General features: G+C 72.2%; 15 protein-coding genes, 1 tRNA gene and 1 pseudogene. 7 read left to right on the forward strand and 10 right to left on the reverse strand.

The window, feature by feature from the left end; translation table 11 throughout:
• Positions 1 to 154: 154 nt before the first annotated feature.
• From AB0O76_RS01250 to AB0O76_RS01260, 3 genes are all read left to right on the forward strand, one after another.
• Positions 155 to 991: a decarboxylase gene (locus AB0O76_RS01250; RefSeq protein WP_365483680.1), complete on the forward strand. Its 837-nt coding sequence runs from the start codon at positions 155 to 157 to the stop codon at positions 989 to 991.
• 12 nt (positions 992 to 1,003) lie between these two features.
• Positions 1,004 to 1,741, forward strand: a complete 738-nt coding sequence (locus AB0O76_RS01255; protein WP_365483682.1) for a decarboxylase — start codon at positions 1,004 to 1,006, stop codon at positions 1,739 to 1,741.
• A 156-nt stretch (positions 1,742 to 1,897) separates the two neighbouring features.
• The gene (locus AB0O76_RS01260; RefSeq protein WP_365483685.1) at positions 1,898 to 3,028 is read left to right on the forward strand and encodes an LLM class flavin-dependent oxidoreductase; all 1,131 of its coding nucleotides are present in this window, start codon (positions 1,898 to 1,900) and stop codon (positions 3,026 to 3,028) included.
• 13 nt (positions 3,029 to 3,041) lie between these two features.
• Here the strand turns inward: AB0O76_RS01260 and AB0O76_RS01265 are convergent, their stop codons facing one another.
• Positions 3,042 to 4,865, reverse strand: coding sequence for an EAL domain-containing protein (locus tag AB0O76_RS01265; protein WP_365483688.1), 1,824 nt, complete (start codon positions 4,863 to 4,865; stop codon positions 3,042 to 3,044).
• A 338-nt stretch (positions 4,866 to 5,203) separates the two neighbouring features.
• Here AB0O76_RS01265 and AB0O76_RS01270 point away from each other — a divergent pair, with 338 nt between their 5' ends.
• Positions 5,204 to 6,484, forward strand: coding sequence for a M6 family metalloprotease domain-containing protein (locus AB0O76_RS01270; RefSeq protein WP_365483691.1), 1,281 nt, complete (start codon positions 5,204 to 5,206; stop codon positions 6,482 to 6,484).
• A 75-nt stretch (positions 6,485 to 6,559) separates the two neighbouring features.
• Here AB0O76_RS01270 and AB0O76_RS01275 read toward each other — a convergent pair.
• From AB0O76_RS01275 to AB0O76_RS01305, 7 genes and pseudogenes are all read right to left on the reverse strand, one after another.
• Positions 6,560 to 6,633 (reverse strand) — tRNA-Lys (locus tag AB0O76_RS01275).
• Positions 6,624 to 7,049, reverse strand: a pseudogene (locus tag AB0O76_RS01280) (hypothetical protein); the annotation flags it as partial. The pseudogene AB0O76_RS01280 and the gene AB0O76_RS01275, both read right to left, overlap by 10 nt.
• A 137-nt stretch (positions 7,050 to 7,186) precedes the next feature.
• Entirely contained in the window at positions 7,187 to 7,540 is a 354-nt protein-coding gene (locus tag AB0O76_RS01285; protein WP_365483694.1) for a hypothetical protein, read from the reverse strand.
• Positions 7,541 to 7,716: 176 nt separating this feature from the next.
• The gene (locus AB0O76_RS01290) at positions 7,717 to 9,069 is read right to left on the reverse strand and encodes an AAA domain-containing protein (protein ID WP_365483697.1); all 1,353 of its coding nucleotides are present in this window, start codon (positions 9,067 to 9,069) and stop codon (positions 7,717 to 7,719) included.
• Positions 9,066 to 10,652, reverse strand: coding sequence for a hypothetical protein (locus AB0O76_RS01295; protein ID WP_365483699.1), 1,587 nt, complete (start codon positions 10,650 to 10,652; stop codon positions 9,066 to 9,068). The genes AB0O76_RS01290 and AB0O76_RS01295 overlap by 4 nt, the downstream gene beginning before the upstream one ends.
• 270 nt (positions 10,653 to 10,922) lie before the next feature.
• Positions 10,923 to 12,074: a hypothetical protein gene (locus AB0O76_RS01300; RefSeq protein WP_365483702.1), complete on the reverse strand. Its 1,152-nt coding sequence runs from the start codon at positions 12,072 to 12,074 to the stop codon at positions 10,923 to 10,925.
• Entirely contained in the window at positions 12,025 to 13,071 is a 1,047-nt protein-coding gene (locus AB0O76_RS01305; protein WP_365483705.1) for a phosphatase PAP2 family protein, read from the reverse strand. The genes AB0O76_RS01300 and AB0O76_RS01305 overlap by 50 nt, the downstream gene beginning before the upstream one ends.
• Positions 13,072 to 13,338: 267 nt before the next feature.
• Between AB0O76_RS01305 and AB0O76_RS01310 the strand changes: the two genes are divergently transcribed.
• A complete protein-coding gene (locus tag AB0O76_RS01310) occupies positions 13,339 to 13,932 on the forward strand; it encodes a histidine phosphatase family protein (RefSeq protein ID WP_365483708.1) in 594 nt (197 codons plus the stop codon).
• A gap of 39 nt (positions 13,933 to 13,971) precedes the next feature.
• On the opposite strand, the gene AB0O76_RS01315 is transcribed toward AB0O76_RS01310, so the two are convergent.
• Entirely contained in the window at positions 13,972 to 15,417 is a 1,446-nt protein-coding gene (locus AB0O76_RS01315) for a tetratricopeptide repeat protein (RefSeq protein WP_365483711.1), read from the reverse strand.
• A 269-nt stretch (positions 15,418 to 15,686) separates the two neighbouring features.
• On the opposite strand from AB0O76_RS01315, the gene AB0O76_RS01320 reads away from it, so the two are divergent.
• Positions 15,687 to 16,172, forward strand: a complete 486-nt coding sequence (locus tag AB0O76_RS01320; RefSeq protein ID WP_365483714.1) for a hypothetical protein — start codon at positions 15,687 to 15,689, stop codon at positions 16,170 to 16,172.
• 54 nt (positions 16,173 to 16,226) lie between these two features.
• A complete protein-coding gene (locus AB0O76_RS01325) occupies positions 16,227 to 17,087 on the forward strand; it encodes a fused MFS/spermidine synthase (protein WP_365483717.1) in 861 nt (286 codons plus the stop codon).
• Positions 17,088 to 17,104: 17 nt separating this feature from the next.
• Here AB0O76_RS01325 and AB0O76_RS01330 read toward each other — a convergent pair whose 3' ends face one another.
• A complete protein-coding gene (locus tag AB0O76_RS01330; protein ID WP_365483720.1) occupies positions 17,105 to 17,644 on the reverse strand; it encodes a hypothetical protein in 540 nt (179 codons plus the stop codon).
• Between the last annotated feature and the right edge of the window lie 47 nt (positions 17,645 to 17,691).

Raw genomic sequence — 17,691 nt, forward strand, 5'->3', positions numbered from 1 at the left:
CTGAGTACTCTCCGTACGAGGTCGTAGCACTCTCTGTAGCGCCTTCTTGGTGCATCTTGCCCCGTCCCGACGTCCCGGCGCGTCGCCGGTTCCGCATCTCCCGGCCCCCGGCCGGTCCCTCCAATGCACGCACGCACGAACTTGGGGCCTGCTCATGGACGTCTCCTTCCTCGGCGGACCACACCCTCAGCGCGGTGTAGGTGTCGTCGCCCCTTTCGACTTCGCCCTCGACCGGGAACTCTGGCGCTGGGTTCCCGACGAGGTCTCCCTGCATCTGACACGCACTCCGTATGTGCCCGTCGAGGTCAGCCTCGACCTGGCGCGCCTGGTCAGCGAGCACGAGACGCTGGGCGAGGCGGTCCGCGCACTGAGCGCCGCCGAGCCGGAAGTCCTGGCGTACGCCTGTACGTCGGGCAGTTTCGTCGGCGGCATCGCCGGTGAGCGGGCGATGTGCGAGGCGATGACCCGCGAAGGCGCGGTCGCCGCCGTCACCACTTCGGGCGCGCTGCTCGAAGCGCTCGACGACCTGGGCGCACGGCGCATCGCCCTCGTCACGCCGTACACCTGGTCGGTGACCCAGTCCCTGGAGGAGTATCTGGGCGAGGCCGGGGTGACCGTCAGCGGCCGCGCCTATCTGGGCCTGACCAGGCACATCTGGAAGGTGCCCTACCGGGACGTGGCCGACATGGCGCGGCTTGCGGTGCGGGGCGGCGTGGACGCGCTGTTCATCAGCTGCACCAACCTCCCCACGTACGACGTCATCCCGCAGCTCGAGGCCGAGCTGCGGGTTCCGGTCATCTCCGCGAACCAGGTGACGATGTGGTCCGCCCTTCGCCGGCTGGGTACGCATGCGGTAGGGCCCTACCAGGCGCTCATCACTCCGAGCGCGAGGCCGGGCGCGGGCACCGTCCCCGGTCCTGGCACGGTGCCGGACGCCATGCCGCTCGACCCGCCCCAGGGGCTGCCCGAAGGACCACCACCGCTGCCTTGAAGGAGGCTGGAAGTGACCGCACTTGGTTTCCTCTATCCGGGTCACTCGGCTGAGGACGACTACCCCCGCATGGAGCAGATGCTGGGGAGCGATGTCCGGCTGCAGGTCGTCCACACGGACATCGGCGAGGACGCGCACCGGGTCGACGCGCTCCTGGAGATGGGCTCGCCGAAGCGGCTCGCGGCGGGCGTCGAGGAACTGCGCCTTTCCGGCGCGGAGGCGGTGGTGTGGGCGTGCACCAGCGCGAGCTTCGTCTTCGGCTGGGAGGGCGCGCACGACCAGGTCCGCGCGCTCGCCCGGGCGGCGGGTCTCCCGGCGTCCAGCACGTCGTTCGCCTTCGCCCATGCGGTACGTGAGGTGGGCGCGACCCGGGTCGCGATCGCGGCGACGTATCCGCAGGACGTGGCGGCGCACTTCGCCGCGTTCCTCGGGGCGGCGGGCATCGAGGTCGTCTCGACGCGGGGGAGCGGCATCATCACGGCGGCGGAGGTCGGCACGTGGGGCTGGGAGGAGGTCAAGGCGATGGCCCTGGCGGGCGACCACCCCGATGCGGAGGCGCTGCTGCTCCCGGACACGGCACTGCACACGGCGGCGTACGTCAGTGACCTGGAGAAGGAAATCGGAAAGTCGGTCCTGACGGCCAACCAGGTAACGGTCTGGGAGGCCCTGCGCCTGGCATCGCGAAGGGTGAACGCACCGACGCTGGGGGCCTTGTTCACGAAGGAGCCGCTGGTCCAGGTGAAGGGGTAACTGACTCGGGGCAATCGGGTGACTCGGGGCAATCGGGTGGGTGGGCGGGAAAGTCTTGTCCCACCCACCCACAGAAGGCCGAAGGAATAAACCGGAGCCACCCTCCTGTTTGCACCCTGCGGAGCAAGAACTCACCCCAGCAGGAGGCAAGGCACCGTGACCGTGGACCCGAGCGACGACATCCGAGGCACCCGGAAGGGAACCGCCCCCGTCCCGCTGTCCGTACTGGACCTGGTGACCGTGGGGGCCGGCCGCACGGCCACGCAGGCGCTGCGGACCAGCGTGGACATCGCCCGCCTCGCGGAGACCCGCGGCTACCACCGCTACTGGGTGGCCGAGCACCACTCCATGCCGGGAGTCGCCTCCTCATCGCCCGCGGTGATCCTCGCCCACCTGGCAGCCCACACGACCCGCATCCGCCTGGGCTCCGGCGGAGTCATGCTCCCCAACCACGCTCCCCTGGTGATCGCGGAGCAGTTCGGCACCCTGGAGGCGATGGCCCCGGGCCGCGTCGACCTGGGCCTCGGCCGCGCCCCCGGCACGGACGGCGCGACCGCCGCCGCCCTGCGCCGCACGGACCTCCCCCAAGCTCTCGGCTTCGCTCGAGCAGGGGGGACCCCCTCCAACGAAGGCGCGGACGACTTCCCCCAGCAGCTCGCCGAGCTCACCCGCTTCCTGGACGACGACTTCCCCGACGGGCATCCCTACGCCCGTATCCACGCCGTACCCGGCCCCGTCCAGGCCACCTCGCCCGGCGGCGTCCAGTCCCCGCACCGCCCGCCGCTCTGGCTGCTCGGCTCCTCCGGCTTCAGCGCCCGCCTCGCCGGAGTGCTCGGCCTGCCCTTCGCCTTCGCGCACCACTTCTCCGCGCAGAACACGATCCCGGCGCTCGACCTCTACCGCGAGTCGTTCAAGCCCTCCGCGGTCCTGGACGCCCCGTACGCCCTCATCGGCGTATCGGCCCTCGCCACGGACGAGGAGAAGGAGGCCCGCCGCCAGGTCATGGCCGCCGCCCTGAACATGGTCCGCCTGCGCACCGGCCGCCCCGGCCTGGTCCCCACCCCGGAGGAGGCCGAGGCGTACGAATTCAACGAGATGGAGCGGGAGTTCATCGGCAACTGGAACTCCAACGTCATCCACGGCACCGCCGACCAGGTCCGCACCGGCCTCGACGACCTCGCCAAGCGCACCGGCGCCGACGAGCTGATGATCACGGCCAACGCGCACAGCGGCGAACTCCGCCTGCGCAGCTACGAACTGATCGCGGACGAGTACAACCTGGGGTGAGCGGGTGGGCGGGCTAGTCCGCGCCCCGCAGCAACGCGGAGATACGATCCGGCGACACGGGCCGGGAGTAAAGCCACCCCTGCCCCGTGTCGCACCCGATCCCCTCCAACCGCGAAGCCTGAGACGCAGTCTCCACGCATTCCGCGGTCACCGTGAGCCCGAGCCGGTGCGCGAGCTGCACCATGGCCTCCACGATGATCTCGTCGGCGGGGTTGATGTGCGCCTCGCCCGCTTCCGCGTCGTACTGGAAACCCCGTACGAAAGAGCCGTCCAGCTTCAGGACGGACACCGGGAGCCGGCTCAGATACGCCAGGTTCGAGTACCCCGTGCCGAAGTCGTCGATGGCGATGCGCACCCCCATGTCGCTGAGCGACTGCAGCGCCTGCAGCGGCCGCCCCGCCGAGCCCATCACGGCGGACTCGGTGAGCTCCAGCTGTACGAGTTCGGGGGCGAGCCCGGTCTCCGCCAGGATCTCGGCGACGTCGGCGACCAGGTCGGAGTCCCACACCTGGCGCACGGCGACATTGACGCTCACGAAGACCGGTGGCCGTTCCGGGTGGTCGAGCTGCCACTGCCGGGCCTGGCGGCACGCCGTACGCAACACCCAGCGGCCCAGCTGAACGATCGAACCGTCTTCCTCCGCCAATCCGATGAACCGATTCGGCGTGAGCAGCCCGAACTGCGGATGCTGCCACCGCACGAGCGCCTCCACCCCGTGCACCCGCCCGTCGTCGAGGCCCACCAGCGGCTGGTAGTCCAGGACGAACTCACCGCGGTCGACGGCAGGACGCAGTGAACTGGCAAGCGCCTGGCGGGTCATGCGGTGTGCGTTGCGCTCGGGGTCGAAGAGCGTCCAGCGTGCCTTGCCGTCGGCCTTCGCCCAGTACAGCGTCGTGTCGGCGGCCTGCATCAGGCAGGTGGCCGTCGTCCCGGTGGCACGCCGCTCGACGACGCCGATGGAGGCCGACACGGAGAGCCGCTGGCCCGACAGGTCGAAGGGGGCCTGCAATGCCTTGAGCGCCGCATCGGCGAGATCCGCCAGTTGGTCGGTGCCCGTCGAGTCCTCCACGAGCAGCGCGAACTCGTCGCCGCCGAGGCGTGCCACCAGCGGCACCGCGGTCCTGCCGTACCCGGCGTCGTCGGCGCACCGCGTGAGCCGCTCGGCGACCGCCGCGAGGAGCCGGTCGCCGACCCGGTGGCCGAGGGTGTCGTTGACCGCCTTGAACCCGTCGAGGTCGAGATAGCAGAGGCCGACCCGTCCGGTGCCCGTGTCGTCGTAGGCACCCGCTTCCAGTGCCCCGGCGAGCCGCTCGAAGAACAGGCTGCGGTTGGGCAGCCGGGTCACCGGGTCGTGCATCTGGAGGTGGCGGAGCCGGGCCTGGAGCTCGCGGCGCGCGCTGATGTCCGTGGCGGCGAGCAGCACCGTGCGGCCGCCGGGCATGGGGGAGACGGTGAGCTGCACCCACAGGGAGTGCCCGTCGGGGTGCTTCAGGCGGCGGGTGCAGCGCAGTTTGGCCTGTCGGCCGCGGAGCACTTCGCGGTACGCGTGCCAGGTGCGGGCATCCGACGCGAGATCCACCAGGTCGGCGGCGAGGCGTCCTGCAAGCTCGACGGGGGAGGCGCCGAGCAGCTCGGCGAGCGCGTCGTTGGCGTCCATGACGAGGCCTTCGGCGTCGACCACGGCGAGGGCGAGCGGGGCGACGCCGAAGGCGGCCCGGTGATCGGCCGGCTCGCGGCGGCCACGTTCCGTGAGGGGCGCCCGGGCGAGGCCGGGCGCTGTGACCGCTGTGGCTGCTGCGACCGTTGTGGGCAGGGGGCCTTCAGACGTTCCGTTCACCGCTCGCTCCCGCAGTGCAGTTGTTCGGCGAGGCCGGGCCCGCGCAGGGTCGGCGAGGCCGGGCCCACGCGGGAAAGTGTGCCGATCATAGGGGCAGGCCAGCGGGCGCTTCCAGCCGCAGCACGGCGCCGCGTGGCGGCCGCGGGGAGCGCGTAGTCGGTGTGGGCGCCGGGCAGAGCCGGGGCGCGCCGGGCGGCAGATCGTTTCTGCTCGCCCCTGTGCCGCTGCCTTCGCGCGACGACTACTTGTGACGTTCCGTGAGCGCTCGGCGTTGCGCCTCACTCGGCTGGTCCAGGCAAACAGGGCGAATGCGATTAAAGCACCACAGAGTGGGTGGGATGCCCCGTATTCCGCACCCGGAGGTCGACGTGCCGCGTCAGCTACCCCCCTGGGGACTCACCCGTGGAGGGGAGAGACCCCGGCTGCGCAGCACGGCCGCCGCCCTCACGTCCCTGACCGCCCTCGCCGCCACCGGCCTTGTCGCGGGGCCCGCCACCGCCAAGACCACGGCGGGCCCGTGCGCCCTGCAGCGCACATCGGCCCATCACTCGGAGGGCCTCGACACCTGGAACACCGCCTATCCGCGCCCGGACCGGACCCTCGACGCGGTGATGATCTTCCTCTCCTTCCCCGACTCCCCGCCGCTGACCGACCCCGACGAGCTCGCCGCCGATCACTTCCCCGCCACCAGCGACTTCTTCGACCGCGCCTCGTACGGCAAGTTCGCGCTGCGCCCGCATCCGCAGCGCGAGTGGGTCGAGATGCCGGAGGACTCCACCTCGTACGCCATAGAGCGCGACTGGAACGCGTCGCGGCGCAGCACCTATCTGCGCGACGCGGTGGCCGCGGCCGACCCGGACGTCGACTTCTCCCGCTACGACGTCGTCTACCTCGTCGCCGACCCGGACGCGCCCGGCGTCGACTCGGACGCCACGAAGGTCGTCAACTTCGACCGGCCGATGCGGGCCGATGGCGCGGACATCAGGCGCATCGTGACGGTCTTCGAGCGGCACCCGCCGGACCGCAACGTCCTCGCCCACGAGACGGGCCACGTCTTCGACCTGCCCGATCTCTACCACCGGCCGACCGACGGCAAGGGCGACTGGGACACGTACGTCGGCGACTGGGACGTCATGGGCAGCCAGTTCGGGCTCTCCCCGGACCTCTTCGGCTGGCACAAGTGGAAGCTCGGCTGGCTGGACCGGCGGCAGGTGGTGTGCGTGTCGGGCGGCGAGCGGCGGCTGACCCTGGAGCCGCTCTCGGTCAGGCCCGCGCGCGGTGGCGTCGGCGGCACCAAGCTGGCGGTCGTCCGCACGGGCCGTGACAGCGCGATCGCGATCGAGGCGCGGGGCGCCGACGGCAACGACCACGCGACCTGCACCGAGGGCGTGCTCGCCTATCACGTACGCAACGAGCCGCCGTCCGGCGGCGGCCCCGTCGAGGTCGTCGACGCCCACCCGGACACGGAGGCCTGCTGGGGCGACTCGGTGTATCCGCCGCTCGCGGACGCGCCGGTGGGGGTGGGGGAGAGCTTCACGGTGCCGGGCGGCGACGTGCGGATCGAGGCCGAGGGGCGGACGGCCACGGGGGCGTGGACGGTGAAGGTCTCGGTGGGCTGACTACCCGGCCTCGCGGCATTTTCGTGCGGGCATGCAAGAAGCCCCTCGCTTCCGCGAGGGGCTTCTCACCGTCTGTGCGCCGCCAGGGACTCGAACCCCGGACCCGCTGATTAAGAGTCAGCTGCTCTAACCAACTGAGCTAGCGGCGCCTGCTGACGTCGTAGACCTTAGCATCCTGATCGCCGCCAGGAAAAATCGATATACGGACCGCCGAGCCTGCCGTGGCGCGGGCCGCGCGGACGCAGGCCCAGAGCATCACCTCGGGTCCCGGGAGCCAGGGATGCCGGGTGTCGGGGGCGACCAGCCAGCGGGAATCGAGCCGGCCCGGGGTGCGCGTCTCCCGCCGTCCGGCGGTGATCGGCGGCACCGTCACGGCGTCGCCCGTGCCGTGGCAGAGCGCCGAGGGGACGGCGCGGCCCCACTCCTCCCACTCGAGCAGCGAGGGCAGCCGCCCGGCGGTGCCGGGGGTGGCGAAGAGCAGCATGCGGCCGCGGTGCTCGGCGACCGGGCCGGAGCCGGGGCCCTCCTCCCATAAGCGATCGAGCATCCGGCGCCCGAAGACCGCTCATGGCAGATACATCTACCGGTAGTGGGCGTTCTATTTCTGAGGGTTATGAGAAATCGGGACAAGAGGGGGGTGGGGGGAGTACCTTGCCTTCCTGGCATATGCCCCGTGATCTTGTTCGGGGGAGAGGCGTTCGATCAGGCGTCCCTCGCGCCGGTCCCGCGCATCAGGTCCCGGCCGAACTCGACCATCTTCTTCGCGTAGTCCTCGGTCCACTGCGCGCGCTCGGCGATCGCCGCGTGCGTGAGGCGGTCGAAGCGGCGCGGGTCGGCGAGCTGGGCGGCCGCGATGGCCTGGAACTCGATCGACCGGTCCGTCGCGGCACGGAAGGCGTGGGTCAGCTCGGTGGCGCGGTCGAGCAGCTCACGGGGGTCCTCCATCGACTCCAGGTCGAAGAAGTGCTCCGGGTCGGCGGCGGCCTCCGCGGGCTCGAAGAGCAGGGGCGCGGGTCGCAGACGCTGTTCGGACCGGGGCCGCTCGGGCTCCGCCATGGTTCTTCCTCCTCGTACGATTTCCGGCCGTCGGCCATCTTCTATTGTCTCGTGCCGCGCAAGGGGGCCTTTCGCTCCGCGGGATGTGCGGATTCGTGTGCGGGTGCTTTGTGGCTGGTCGCGCCCACGCGGCGGAGCCGCTCATGTCACAGCCTCGCGCCCCTTCGGGGTGCTGGTTATGGCCGCCAGGCCACCCGGTGCTCCGCCAGCCGGGCCAGTACCGCGTGGTTCGCCTCCCAGCCGTCCGGGAACTTCACCGTCACGCCCAGTTGGACCGGTTCCGTCGACGGGTGGTCGTCCAGGAGGTCGCTGACGCCCGCGCGGCAGATCACGATGCAGGCGTGGCGGTGGCGGGAGGCCAGGACGCAGAGGCGGCCCGTCTCCAGGTGGAAGGCGGTGGCGTCCGGGCGGCCGGAGAGCGGGTGCAGGACCACCGTCACGTCGAATTCGCGGCCCTGCAGCCGGTTCGCCGTGTCCACCGTGACGTCCGAGACCCCCAGGTCCGCGAGGGCCGCGCGCACCGCCGCCGCCTGGTCGCGGTGGGCGGTGCCGACGGCGATGCGGTCGGCGGTGAGGGGCGTGGGGTCAGGGCCGCGCTCCGAGGTGGCCGCGCCGCCCCGGTCCAGGAGGCGGCGGACGACCTGGGCCACCGCCCGTACCGCCTCCGGGTCCGTACGCGGCGTGTTCCGCGCGGGTAGTTCGAGCAGGCCCCAGCCCGACTCCGCCGCCTCGTCGATCACCCGGTCGGGGGCCGAACCGTCCGACGGCACCCCGAAGTCGAGCTGCCTGTCGCCGTGGTCCGTGCCGCTGCGGAAGGGCGTGTACGGGTAGAACGCCGCCGATACGAGGGGTGCCGCCGACGCGGGGAGCCGCCAGGACACCGGGAGGCGGTGCTGCGGCAGCTCCGGATTGTGCGCGAGCAGCGTCGTCACCGCGGACGCCGACGGGTCGTACGCGAGGCCCGCCCACTGCTCGGCGCCGACGATCGAGAACGGGTCTAGCTGGCCGGGGTCGCCCACGAACAGCGCGCGCTCGAAGAGCCCGGCCACGGCGAGCAGCGCGTCCGAGCGCATTTGGTACGCCTCGTCCACGATGGCGTGCCGCCAGGGCCCGTCGAGTTTGGAGACCTCGACGTGCGCCCACTTCGCCGCGGTCGAGATGACCACGTCGAGCCCGGCCAGATCGGCGGCCTTCGTGGACGTCCGCACGGACGGCACATCGTCGAGCGCCTTGTCGTACGCGTCCGGGTCGCTGCTGTGCAGACGGCCGACCGGGAGCTCGGGGTCCTTCTCGGCGAGCCGCAGGACCAGGTCGTCGACCTGCGCGTTCGTCTGCGCGATGACCATCAACGGGCGCCCGGCTGCGGCCAGTTCGCGGGCCGCGCGGACCACGAGGGTCGACTTGCCCGCGCCCGGCGGTGAGTCGACCACGACACCCCGGTGCGCGCCGTGCAACGTGTCGTGCAGGATCGCGTCCGTGGCCCTGGCCGCTGCCGCGCCGGGGTCGAAGGGGGCTGCTGCGAGACTCACAGGGTGTCCTCCGGAGTCACGGGATCGGGGCTCTCGGCGGCGTCGCCCGGCGGGCCGCCATGGGTCCAGGGGGTTTCCTCGGGGTCGGGCAGCTTCGGCCCGCCACGCTGCTCGTGCTCGAAGAGCGTCCAGCAGATCCGGTCGCCCTTCTCCGGTACCGAGCCTGCATCAGGCTCCTTGCCGCGCCCCATCTTGTCGGTGACGCGGAGAATGACGGCGCCTTCACCTTCGTACGCGACGAACTCGGCGGTCTGCGGCTTGCCTTGGAGCGAGCGGTACACCTTCGTGCGCTCGGTCAGGTGCGGGCGGTCGTCCGTCCGGATCGTGACCAGGGGGCGCGGCCTCGGGTTCTTGCTCTCGCTGTACGCCATGACCACCTCCGTCACCTCGCCGGTGAAGGCCTCTCCCGCGAGCCGGCGGCCCGCCATCACCAGAGGGTCGTCGAGCGCCTCCTGGGCCTCGAGCCTGGCCTGTTCGCGCTCGCGGGTGGCCAGCTTGTTGGCCGCCGTGACCGCGTCGTCGATGCGGGGCTGCGGGGGTTCGCCCGCGGTCACGCGGTCCCGGTGGCCGGTGAACGACCAGCGGTCGCGGGTCCAGCGGTCCGCCGCGTGCGGGGCCTCGGGGAGTGTGCACAGCGCGTCCAGGCCGCGCCACACCGCGTCCCAGGTGGGGCGGGTCCTGCTGTCGATCAGGGCACGGATCTCCCGCTCGGCGGCGGCCAGTTCGGCGAGGCGGGCGTCCGCCTCGACGCCGTCCTCGGCGGTGGCGAGGGTGCCGCGCGCGCGGTCGTAGCGCTCGATGGCCGGGGCGAGCAGACGGTTGTCGAACGCGGGGTCCGTGGCGGGGCCCGCGGGCGGGCAGATCAGCTGGCCGTCCTTGTCCCGCGCCAGCTCCGCCCGGAGGGCGGCATCAGCTCCGGAGGTGCCCTCCGGAGCCTCGATCCAGGCGAGCAGAGCGCCCAGATGCTGGTCCTCCAGGCTGCTCTGGCCGGTGGCCCAGTGGCGCGAGAGCAGATCGGTCATGGCGGTGAGGAGCGAGGATCCCGGGACGCGGGCACGCTCCCCGAAGTGCGTCAGCCAGCGGCCGAGGAGGGGGACGCGGGGCGGCGCGGGGTAGGGCGTCTCCGGGTCCTGCTCGGCGGTCCGGCGGAAGCGGGTCGAACGGCCGATGAGCCGTACGAAGTCGATGCCGGCCCGGCTCGGGACGATCAACTGCGGTGCGTCCGAGCAGAGTTCGACCTCGACCTTGACCCGCTTCCCGGTCTCCGGATCCGTCTCGCTGCGCTCGGCCGCCTCGACCTCTTCGGCGTACGAGTCGACGTACTCCAGGACGGTGTCCGCGAGTTGGGCGAGGAAGGTGAACCGGAGGTCGCGGTCGCGGGGCTGGGGTACGGCGATGAGGCGGGGCGCGGTGCGCTCCGTGCCGACGAGGGCGCCCAGGGGGGCACCGGCTTCACCGGCGGTGGTGAGGGGGACGAGGACCAGCGGGCGCTGGGAGAGATGCCGATGCCGCACCGTGGCCCGCGGCTGAGCCCGCCCGGTACTCACCGCCTCCAGACGGGCGAGGTTGTCGATCAGTGACACGGGGCCTCCTGTTTCGCCTGCGGACCGCGGTGGCCGACCCCGCCGCTCCGCGGCGGTTTCTCCCCGCCCACCCACCCGTTCACCCGGCATCGGGCGCTCGCCGTCGACTGACGGCGCGGGCGGCTGGGCTCGTCGATCGGTGACACGGGGCCTCCTGTTTCACCTGCGGACCGCGGTGGCCGACCCCGCCGCTCCGCGGCGGAATGCCCGATTCCGGGTGAACGGGCGGGTGGGCGGGAGAGCAGTTGGCGGGCCGCGCAGCGAGGGGGGTCAGCATTCAGCACCCCCGGCAGGACCGCCCAAGGCGCCCACGCCAGAAAGTGCCTCGGCCCGCAGCGCCGCCGCCCTCCGCAGCGCCGCCACCGCCGGGTCCGTCGGATCGCCCGTCACGCCCCGTGCCGCCGAGAGGACTCCCGCGATCGTCGTCAGGCCGCCGAGCTCCCCGCGCACCGCCCGGCCCAGGGACGTGACCGCGCCTTCCTCACGGGAGCGTTCGCGGCAGTGGAAGGCCAGTTCGCAGGCGGCCAGGCACTCGGGGGCGTAGGTCGCAGGGACGGACTCGACCGCGGCCGTCAGGGCATCGGCGGGGCCGTTGACGTCGAACGTCGTGCCCGGCGGCAGCGCGGCCGCGATGTCCTCGATGCGGGTGAGGCGCGCCAACTGGCGTCTGGTCACGGAGAGTTGCTTGCGTACGTCGATGGCTGACGCCGCTGGGAGGTTCGAGAAGTCCTTGGGGCAGACGAGCAGGACGTGATGCCGAACCCGGGGCGCGGGCTCCATACGGGCCGCCACGCGCTCCAGCGCCAGTGCGTACACCGCCGACTGGCGTGCCGCCGCGCCCACCTTCGACGCGTCCGCCGAACCGTCGATCATCGGGAAGGACTTGATCTCGACAACCGTCCAGCTGCCGTCGGGATGGATCACCACCGCGTCCGGCTCCAGGAACGCCGGCGTCCCCGCGACGTCCAGCGCCAGCATCGGGTGGTCGAGGAGTGTCCAGCTCTCCGTCGAGGTGGCCTCGCGCAGGGCGAGCGACGTACGCGCGGCCCGTCCCTCGGGGCCCACCGCGGCCAGGTCGGGGACCGACGACTCGCCCGGCACCGGCTCAGGACCGCCCCCGAGCCGCGCATGAGCGAGCCGCAGCAGCTCCGCGCCGCCGTCGGCCTTGACCCGCGCCTCGAAGGCGTTGCCCCGCATGAAAGCGAACTGCGACTGCCCGAAGGAGGCGGGGGAGCCGAGCGACTGGGCCAGCGTCGCCTTGTCCACCCCCGCACCGTCGAGCAGCGCGCGCCTCCGGCATCCCGGGTTCGCGGCGAGGGCGGCGAGCGCACGGGCGTCGAGCGGCTTCGCGGGGACGTCAGGTCCGCGCAGCTCAGCGAGCTGCTGTCGCAGTGCTGTCCCCCGCGTCGGCGGACTGGGCACCCGGCTCGGCTCCTGACTCGGCAGGCCGCTTGCGCGGTCGGGGAATTCGCTCACCTGTCGAAGTCTGGCACTCGCCACTGACAATTGAGGATTCTGGGGCGTGCGAGGCGCCACGCCGCGCGGCGGACGAGCCGCTGAGCGCCCCCGCTCCCGATGCTCCCCCAGTTCCCGAGCCGGAGTGTGATGTGATCACGGCCGACGGCTGCCACGCCCCCACCGGTGAAAGCCCGAACCGCTCCCGCACCCGGTCCGCGAGGCCGAGCAGCGGCCGTACGAGCAGCAGGCCCACGCCCATCACGGCGATCCCCGCGACCGCGTCGAGCAGGTAGTGGTTCGCGGTGCCCATCACGACGATGGTGGTGAGCAGCGGGTAGGCGACCGCGACGGCCCTGGTCAGCGGAGTGCGGCCGTGGCGCCACAGCAGCACTCCGCACCACAGCGCCCACCCCACGTGCAGGCTCGGCATCGCCGCGTACTGGTTGGTCATGCCGCCGAGGCCGCGCGGCGCGCTCGCCTCACCGCCCCACCAGCCGAAGTCGCTGTACTGCGCCATGGTGTCGACGAAGCCGTGGCTCGCGGTCAACAGGCGTGGCGGGCACGTCGGAAGGAGAGTGAAGCCGACCAGGCCTATCAGGGTGGAGATCATCAGCCACGCGCGTGCAGCGCGATAGTGGACCGCGCGGCTACGGAAGAGCCATATGAGGACTGCCGGGGTCACCAGGTAGTGCAGTGAGGCGTACCAGAAGTCGGCAGGGACGCCTATCCAGGAGTTCGCGGTGAAGAGACGGTTCAGCGGACTCTCGGCGTTGATGTGCAGGAACTTCTCCGCACGCAGCAGCGCAAGGCCGTGGTCGACGGCGGTCGACACATCGCCGCGCGCGAGCAGCCGGCCCGCCGAGTACGCGGCGTACACCAGGGCTATCAGCGGCAACTCGGTCCACCAGCGAAGCCGGTGCCCGCTGCTCCCCCCGGTGCCCGGAGCGTCGGTCTGCGGCATCCGGCCGGTCCCCCCATCCATTGTTCTTCTGCGGTCGACCTTATGGTCGTACCGCGGTCCTGGCCGACTCACTTTACGGCGTACGCGAATACCCCCCCGAGGCGACCTCCAGTGGTCTTAGACGCTGAGATCGTCGGGCGGGTTGCTCCTTGTGGGCACGAGTGATCGCGGCCTCGTGCGTGAGTGATGATGGAGGGTACGGACAGCCACCTGTCCGCAGAATTCGCCCTTTGGCAGCAGATGGCTGTCGACTCGGAAAGGCTCGTCATGGCACCGCGCATCCTGCTGGCCCGGCACGGACAGACGGAGTGGTCCCTGTCCGGAAAGCACACCGGCAGGACGGACGTCCCGCTTCTGGAAGAGGGCCGCCGCGGCGCGAAGCTCCTGGGTGAGCGCCTGAACCGCGCTCCCTACGACGGCCTCCCGGACGTCGAGGTGCGCACGAGCCCCCTCTCCCGCGCGCGGGAGACCTGCGAGATCGCCGGCTTCGGGGACCGGGCCACCACCTGGGACACCCTCATGGAGTGGGACTACGGCTCCTACGAAGGGATGACCCCGGCCGACATCCAGGCGGTCCGCCCCGGCTGGTTGATCTGGCGCGACGGCGTCCCCAGGGGAGAGACCCTGGAGCAGATCACCGCCCGCGCGGACGAGGTGGTGGCCTGGGCGCGCGAGGCCGACCGAGACGTCCTGGTCTTCGCGCACGGACACATCCTGCGGTCCATCGGCGCACGCTGGCTGGGCCTCGGCGTCGACTTCGCCTCCCGCATCCGGCTCAACCCGACCTCACTCTCGACGCTCGGCTGGGCCTATGGCGAACCGGCCATCGAGTCGTGGAACGAGACCGGGCACCTGGCATAGAAGCGGGCACCTGGCACAGAAGGCCGAAAGCGGCCGCGGCTACACGGCCCGCGGCAGCGAGGCGTGCCGCTCCAGGAAGCCGCCGACCCCCGAAGCCCGCCGGTGCGGCAGCAGCACCCGCGCCGTCGTCGCGAGCATCGACTGGATACGGGACGACTGCACCTCGTCCAGGAGCGTGAGCACACGCAGGCCCGCGGTGGCCGCCTCGTCGGGGCGGCCCGCCCTGGCCAGGTCGTCGGCGAGCTCCGCGGTGTAGAGGGCGATGTTCCGGGTGAACTGCGGGGTCTGCGCCGATGCCACGCCCGCCGCGCGCCGGGCGTGCCTGGCCGCCCGCTGCCAGTCGCCGAGCGCCGACCAGCACTGCGCCTCGAGCCCGTCGAGCTCGGCCTCTCCGTAGAAGCTCATCCACTCCGGGTCGGCATCCGAAGAGCCCCGGTCGAAGAGCGCGTGCGCGCGGGCCAGTGACTGCTCGCAGCCCGCACGGTCGCCGAGCCCCGACCAGCCCCCTGCCTCGCGCAGCGCGATCAGCGAGAGCAGCCGGGGCGACGAGAGGTGCCGGGCGGCCCGCGCCGCGGCCTGCGCCGCCCGCACCGCCTCCCGGGGCCGCCCCGCGTCGCGCGCCAGGAAGGCCGTGTTGCAGAAGGCGTGCGCCTCCAGGGCCGGGTCGCCGGCCATCCGGGCCGTCGCGAGGGCCTCGGCGTAGTGCGAGCGCGCATCGTCGAAGCGCCCCGAGTCATGCGCCAACCAGCCCACGGAGATGGCCAGTTCACCGGCGCCCGTGTACAGCCGGTCCGCCGTCGACTGCCGGGTGGTGCCCGCGTCGAGCAGGGCGTAGGCGGTCTTCAGTGGCGCGGAGGCCCGTCGGTAGAGCCCGTCGGCGCCGTGCCGGTCGTCGAGCAGCCGGATCTTCCGCACGGCCTCCTCGACCGCGCTCACCTCCGCCTCGCCCGCCCGGCCGCCGCGCTGTGCGGCGGCCTCGGCCGGGTCCTGGGCGGCGAGCCCGAAGGGGCCCAAAGAGGCGGCGGCCACGGTGGCCGTGCCGCTCATGAATGCGCGACGCCGCACGTCGCTCTCCTCGTGACTCTGGATCTCGTACGGGTCGCACTCGTGGGACGCGGAGCCGGGCGGCCCGGACGGAGGGGACTCATACAGCTGGATCGTGGTGTGTGGCGCGGGCGCTTCGGACTCGGTGCGCGCCCCCCGCCCGCGCACCGCCGAGCGGGGGGCGAACCCCAGGTCCGTCAGCGTCCGGCCGGGGAACATGTGCAGGAACACCCGCTCGTACGCGTAGTTGGGGCAGCGGATCTCGCCCGCCTCCACGCGCCCGATGTAACGGGCGTCGCAGCTGACGCGCTCGCCGATCTCACGAGCGGCCCGGCGGACCGCGGCGGCGAACTCACCCGGCGAGCGCTGTCCGCGCAACTGCCGGAAGAGAAGATTCCGTCGTGGAGACTGAGTTGACGATGTCATCGGTGACGACGCCATGGCCTGACCCTCTCGTGCGGATCGTGCCGGAGTGTGCCGGATCTCTCGTGGATCCAGCGGTGCTGCCCCTGTTCCGGCGGAGCACGAACGTACCCGCTGTGACTGGGGCGCCACGCGGAGTTTGGCTACAAACGGGATATCTCACCCACGATCTGCCATGAACTGCCATCCTTTGCGGCGGCGTGCCGCCGTAGCTGTTGACGCCGCCTCGCGTTGAACCATGTGGAGAGGGAGCGACGCGGCTTCCACCCTTGCGAGGAGGGGTCCCCATGTTGGAGATCGGCACGGAGAACGCCGTATCGCGGGCGTCGTTGACGACGGCGGCCCATCTGCCGAGCCAGGACCACAGCGCGGCGCCTGCCTCGCCGCCGGGGCCTGCGGACTGCTGTGACCTGGTGACGGTGCCGGCCCGGCAGGGGCTCGAGGCCGTCGACATCCTGCGCCGGGGCGCGGGTGAGGGCGACGGGGTCGGGCCCGTGCTGCACGACGGGAGCTGCGACACCCTCGGTTTTCTGGTGCCGCCGGGGACGGCGGACGGGTGGGACCTGCCGGGGAGCGCCTGTACGCAGACCTTCGGGCGCGGGGCGAGTGTGTACTCCGCCGAGCTGGATCCGGTGCCTGCGCCGCCGGTTGCGGGGACGGGGTGGCTGTTGCCGCCTTCCGGCGGGGGCGAGGACGTCACTGATCCCGCGGTGCTGCGGGCCGCCCTTGGCCAGGCGGCCCGGACCATCGAGGCCGCGGACCGTTGCCGTTGAGCCCTGCCCGCAGCAGGGCGCGCGAGGGTGCTGTTCTGCGCGGATAATGGGCTGATGGCAAGGAACAGGCGGGGGCGGGACGCGGTTGAGGCCGTTGTCGAGGAAGTGGACGGCGGGCTTGCCGAGCTGATGCCCGACCGGGACCGGCCGCGTGCGTGGACGCTGCTCGTCGACGGTGCCCCGCAGTCCCACGTAGACCTCGACGACCCGGCGTATCTCGACTTCGAGTACCAGCGCAGGCTCGGGCACGTGGCCGATCTCGTGGCACCCGCCGGAAAGCCGATCCACGCCCTGCACCTCGGGGGCGGGGCCTTCACCATGGCCCGCTACATAGCGGCGACCCGCCCCCGCTCCACCCAGCAGGTCATCGAGCGCGACACGGCGCTCATCCAACTCGTCCGCCGCGAACTGCCGTTGGACCCCCAGGCCCGCGTACGGGTACGCGGCGCCGACGCCCGCGAAGGCCTCGCGAAGATCACGGACGGCTGGGCGGACCTCGTCATCGCCGATGTCTTCAGCGGGGCCAGGACGCCCGCGCATCTCACCAGCGCGGAATTCCTCACCGACGTACGCAGGGTCCTGAAGCCCGGCGGGTACTACGCCGCCAACCTCGCCGACGGGCCGCCGCTCGCGCATCTGCGCGGCCAACTCGCCACCGCCGCCACCGTCTTCCCGGAGCTCGCGCTCATCGCCGACCCCGCCGTGCTGCGCGGCAAGCGCTTCGGCAACGCGGTGCTCGTCGGCCGCGACCTGCCGCTGCCGATCGCCGAGCTGACCCGGCGCAGCGCGGGCGACTCACATCCGGCGCGGGTCGAGCACGGCAGGGCGCTCGCCGATTTCAGCGGGGGTGCGGCCGCCGTCACGGACGCCGGGGCGGTCGCGTCGCCCGCGCCGCCGCCGTCGGTCTTCCGGTAGCAGCCGTCCCGTGCGGGTCAGTACTCGTTGATCTCGACCGCCGGGGCGTGGTCGTGCCACGTACAGAACACTGAGACCTTGTCGGCGCCCGATGTGAACTCCACCCTGATCCAGGTCGACTGCTTCCACACCTGGACCGACCAGCCCGCCGCCGGAGTCGCCGAGACCAGCGTCGCCGAGTCCTTGCCGAGGTCGAAGACGACCCGGCCGCCGTCGGTCGAGTAGCTCTTCACGTTGCCCGCCGTGGCGGCGGGGGTGGAGGAACCGCTCGGCGGGGGCTTCGGCGGATCCTTCTCGGGGGACTTGGACGGTTTCTGCGACGTCGACGGCTTCGGCGGCTTCGAGGACTGCGTGGCGCCGGTGGTCGGCGTCGGATCGGGGCGGTGCGTCGAGGAGGACAGCGGATCGGCGTCGCCGCCGCCTGCGGAGAGCGGGACGGCGCGCGGCGGGTCGTACGCCGTGCCCGCCATCACCGTGTGGACACCCCACCAGGACAGCGTGACCGCGGCGCCGGTGGCGAGCGACCAAGCCATTGCGTGTACGAGTCCTCTGCGCATCGCCAGCCATACTGCACCACGCACCGCACAGGTGTCCCAGGAGGACC

Origin of the sequence: Streptomyces sp. NPDC086554, from assembly GCF_040686095.1 — a bacterium.
GTDB lineage: Bacteria > Actinomycetota > Actinomycetes > Streptomycetales > Streptomycetaceae > Streptomyces.

Excerpts from the sequence above, each read along its gene's own strand:
- AB0O76_RS01250 (WP_365483680.1), top strand. The coding sequence starts at position 155 with ATGGACGTCTCCTTCCTCGGCGGACCACACCCTCAGCGCGGTGTAGGT.
- AB0O76_RS01270 (WP_365483691.1), top strand. The coding sequence starts at position 5,204 with ATGCCCCGTATTCCGCACCCGGAGGTCGACGTGCCGCGTCAGCTACCC.
- AB0O76_RS01285 (WP_365483694.1), bottom strand. The coding sequence starts at position 7,540 with ATGGCGGAGCCCGAGCGGCCCCGGTCCGAACAGCGTCTGCGACCCGCG.
- AB0O76_RS01305 (WP_365483705.1), bottom strand. The coding sequence starts at position 13,071 with ATGCCGCAGACCGACGCTCCGGGCACCGGGGGGAGCAGCGGGCACCGG.
- AB0O76_RS01310 (WP_365483708.1), top strand. The coding sequence starts at position 13,339 with ATGGCACCGCGCATCCTGCTGGCCCGGCACGGACAGACGGAGTGGTCC.
- AB0O76_RS01315 (WP_365483711.1), bottom strand. The coding sequence starts at position 15,417 with ATGGCGTCGTCACCGATGACATCGTCAACTCAGTCTCCACGACGGAAT.
- AB0O76_RS01320 (WP_365483714.1), top strand. The coding sequence starts at position 15,687 with ATGTTGGAGATCGGCACGGAGAACGCCGTATCGCGGGCGTCGTTGACG.
- AB0O76_RS01325 (WP_365483717.1), top strand. The coding sequence starts at position 16,227 with ATGGCAAGGAACAGGCGGGGGCGGGACGCGGTTGAGGCCGTTGTCGAG.
- AB0O76_RS01330 (WP_365483720.1), bottom strand. The coding sequence starts at position 17,644 with ATGCGCAGAGGACTCGTACACGCAATGGCTTGGTCGCTCGCCACCGGC.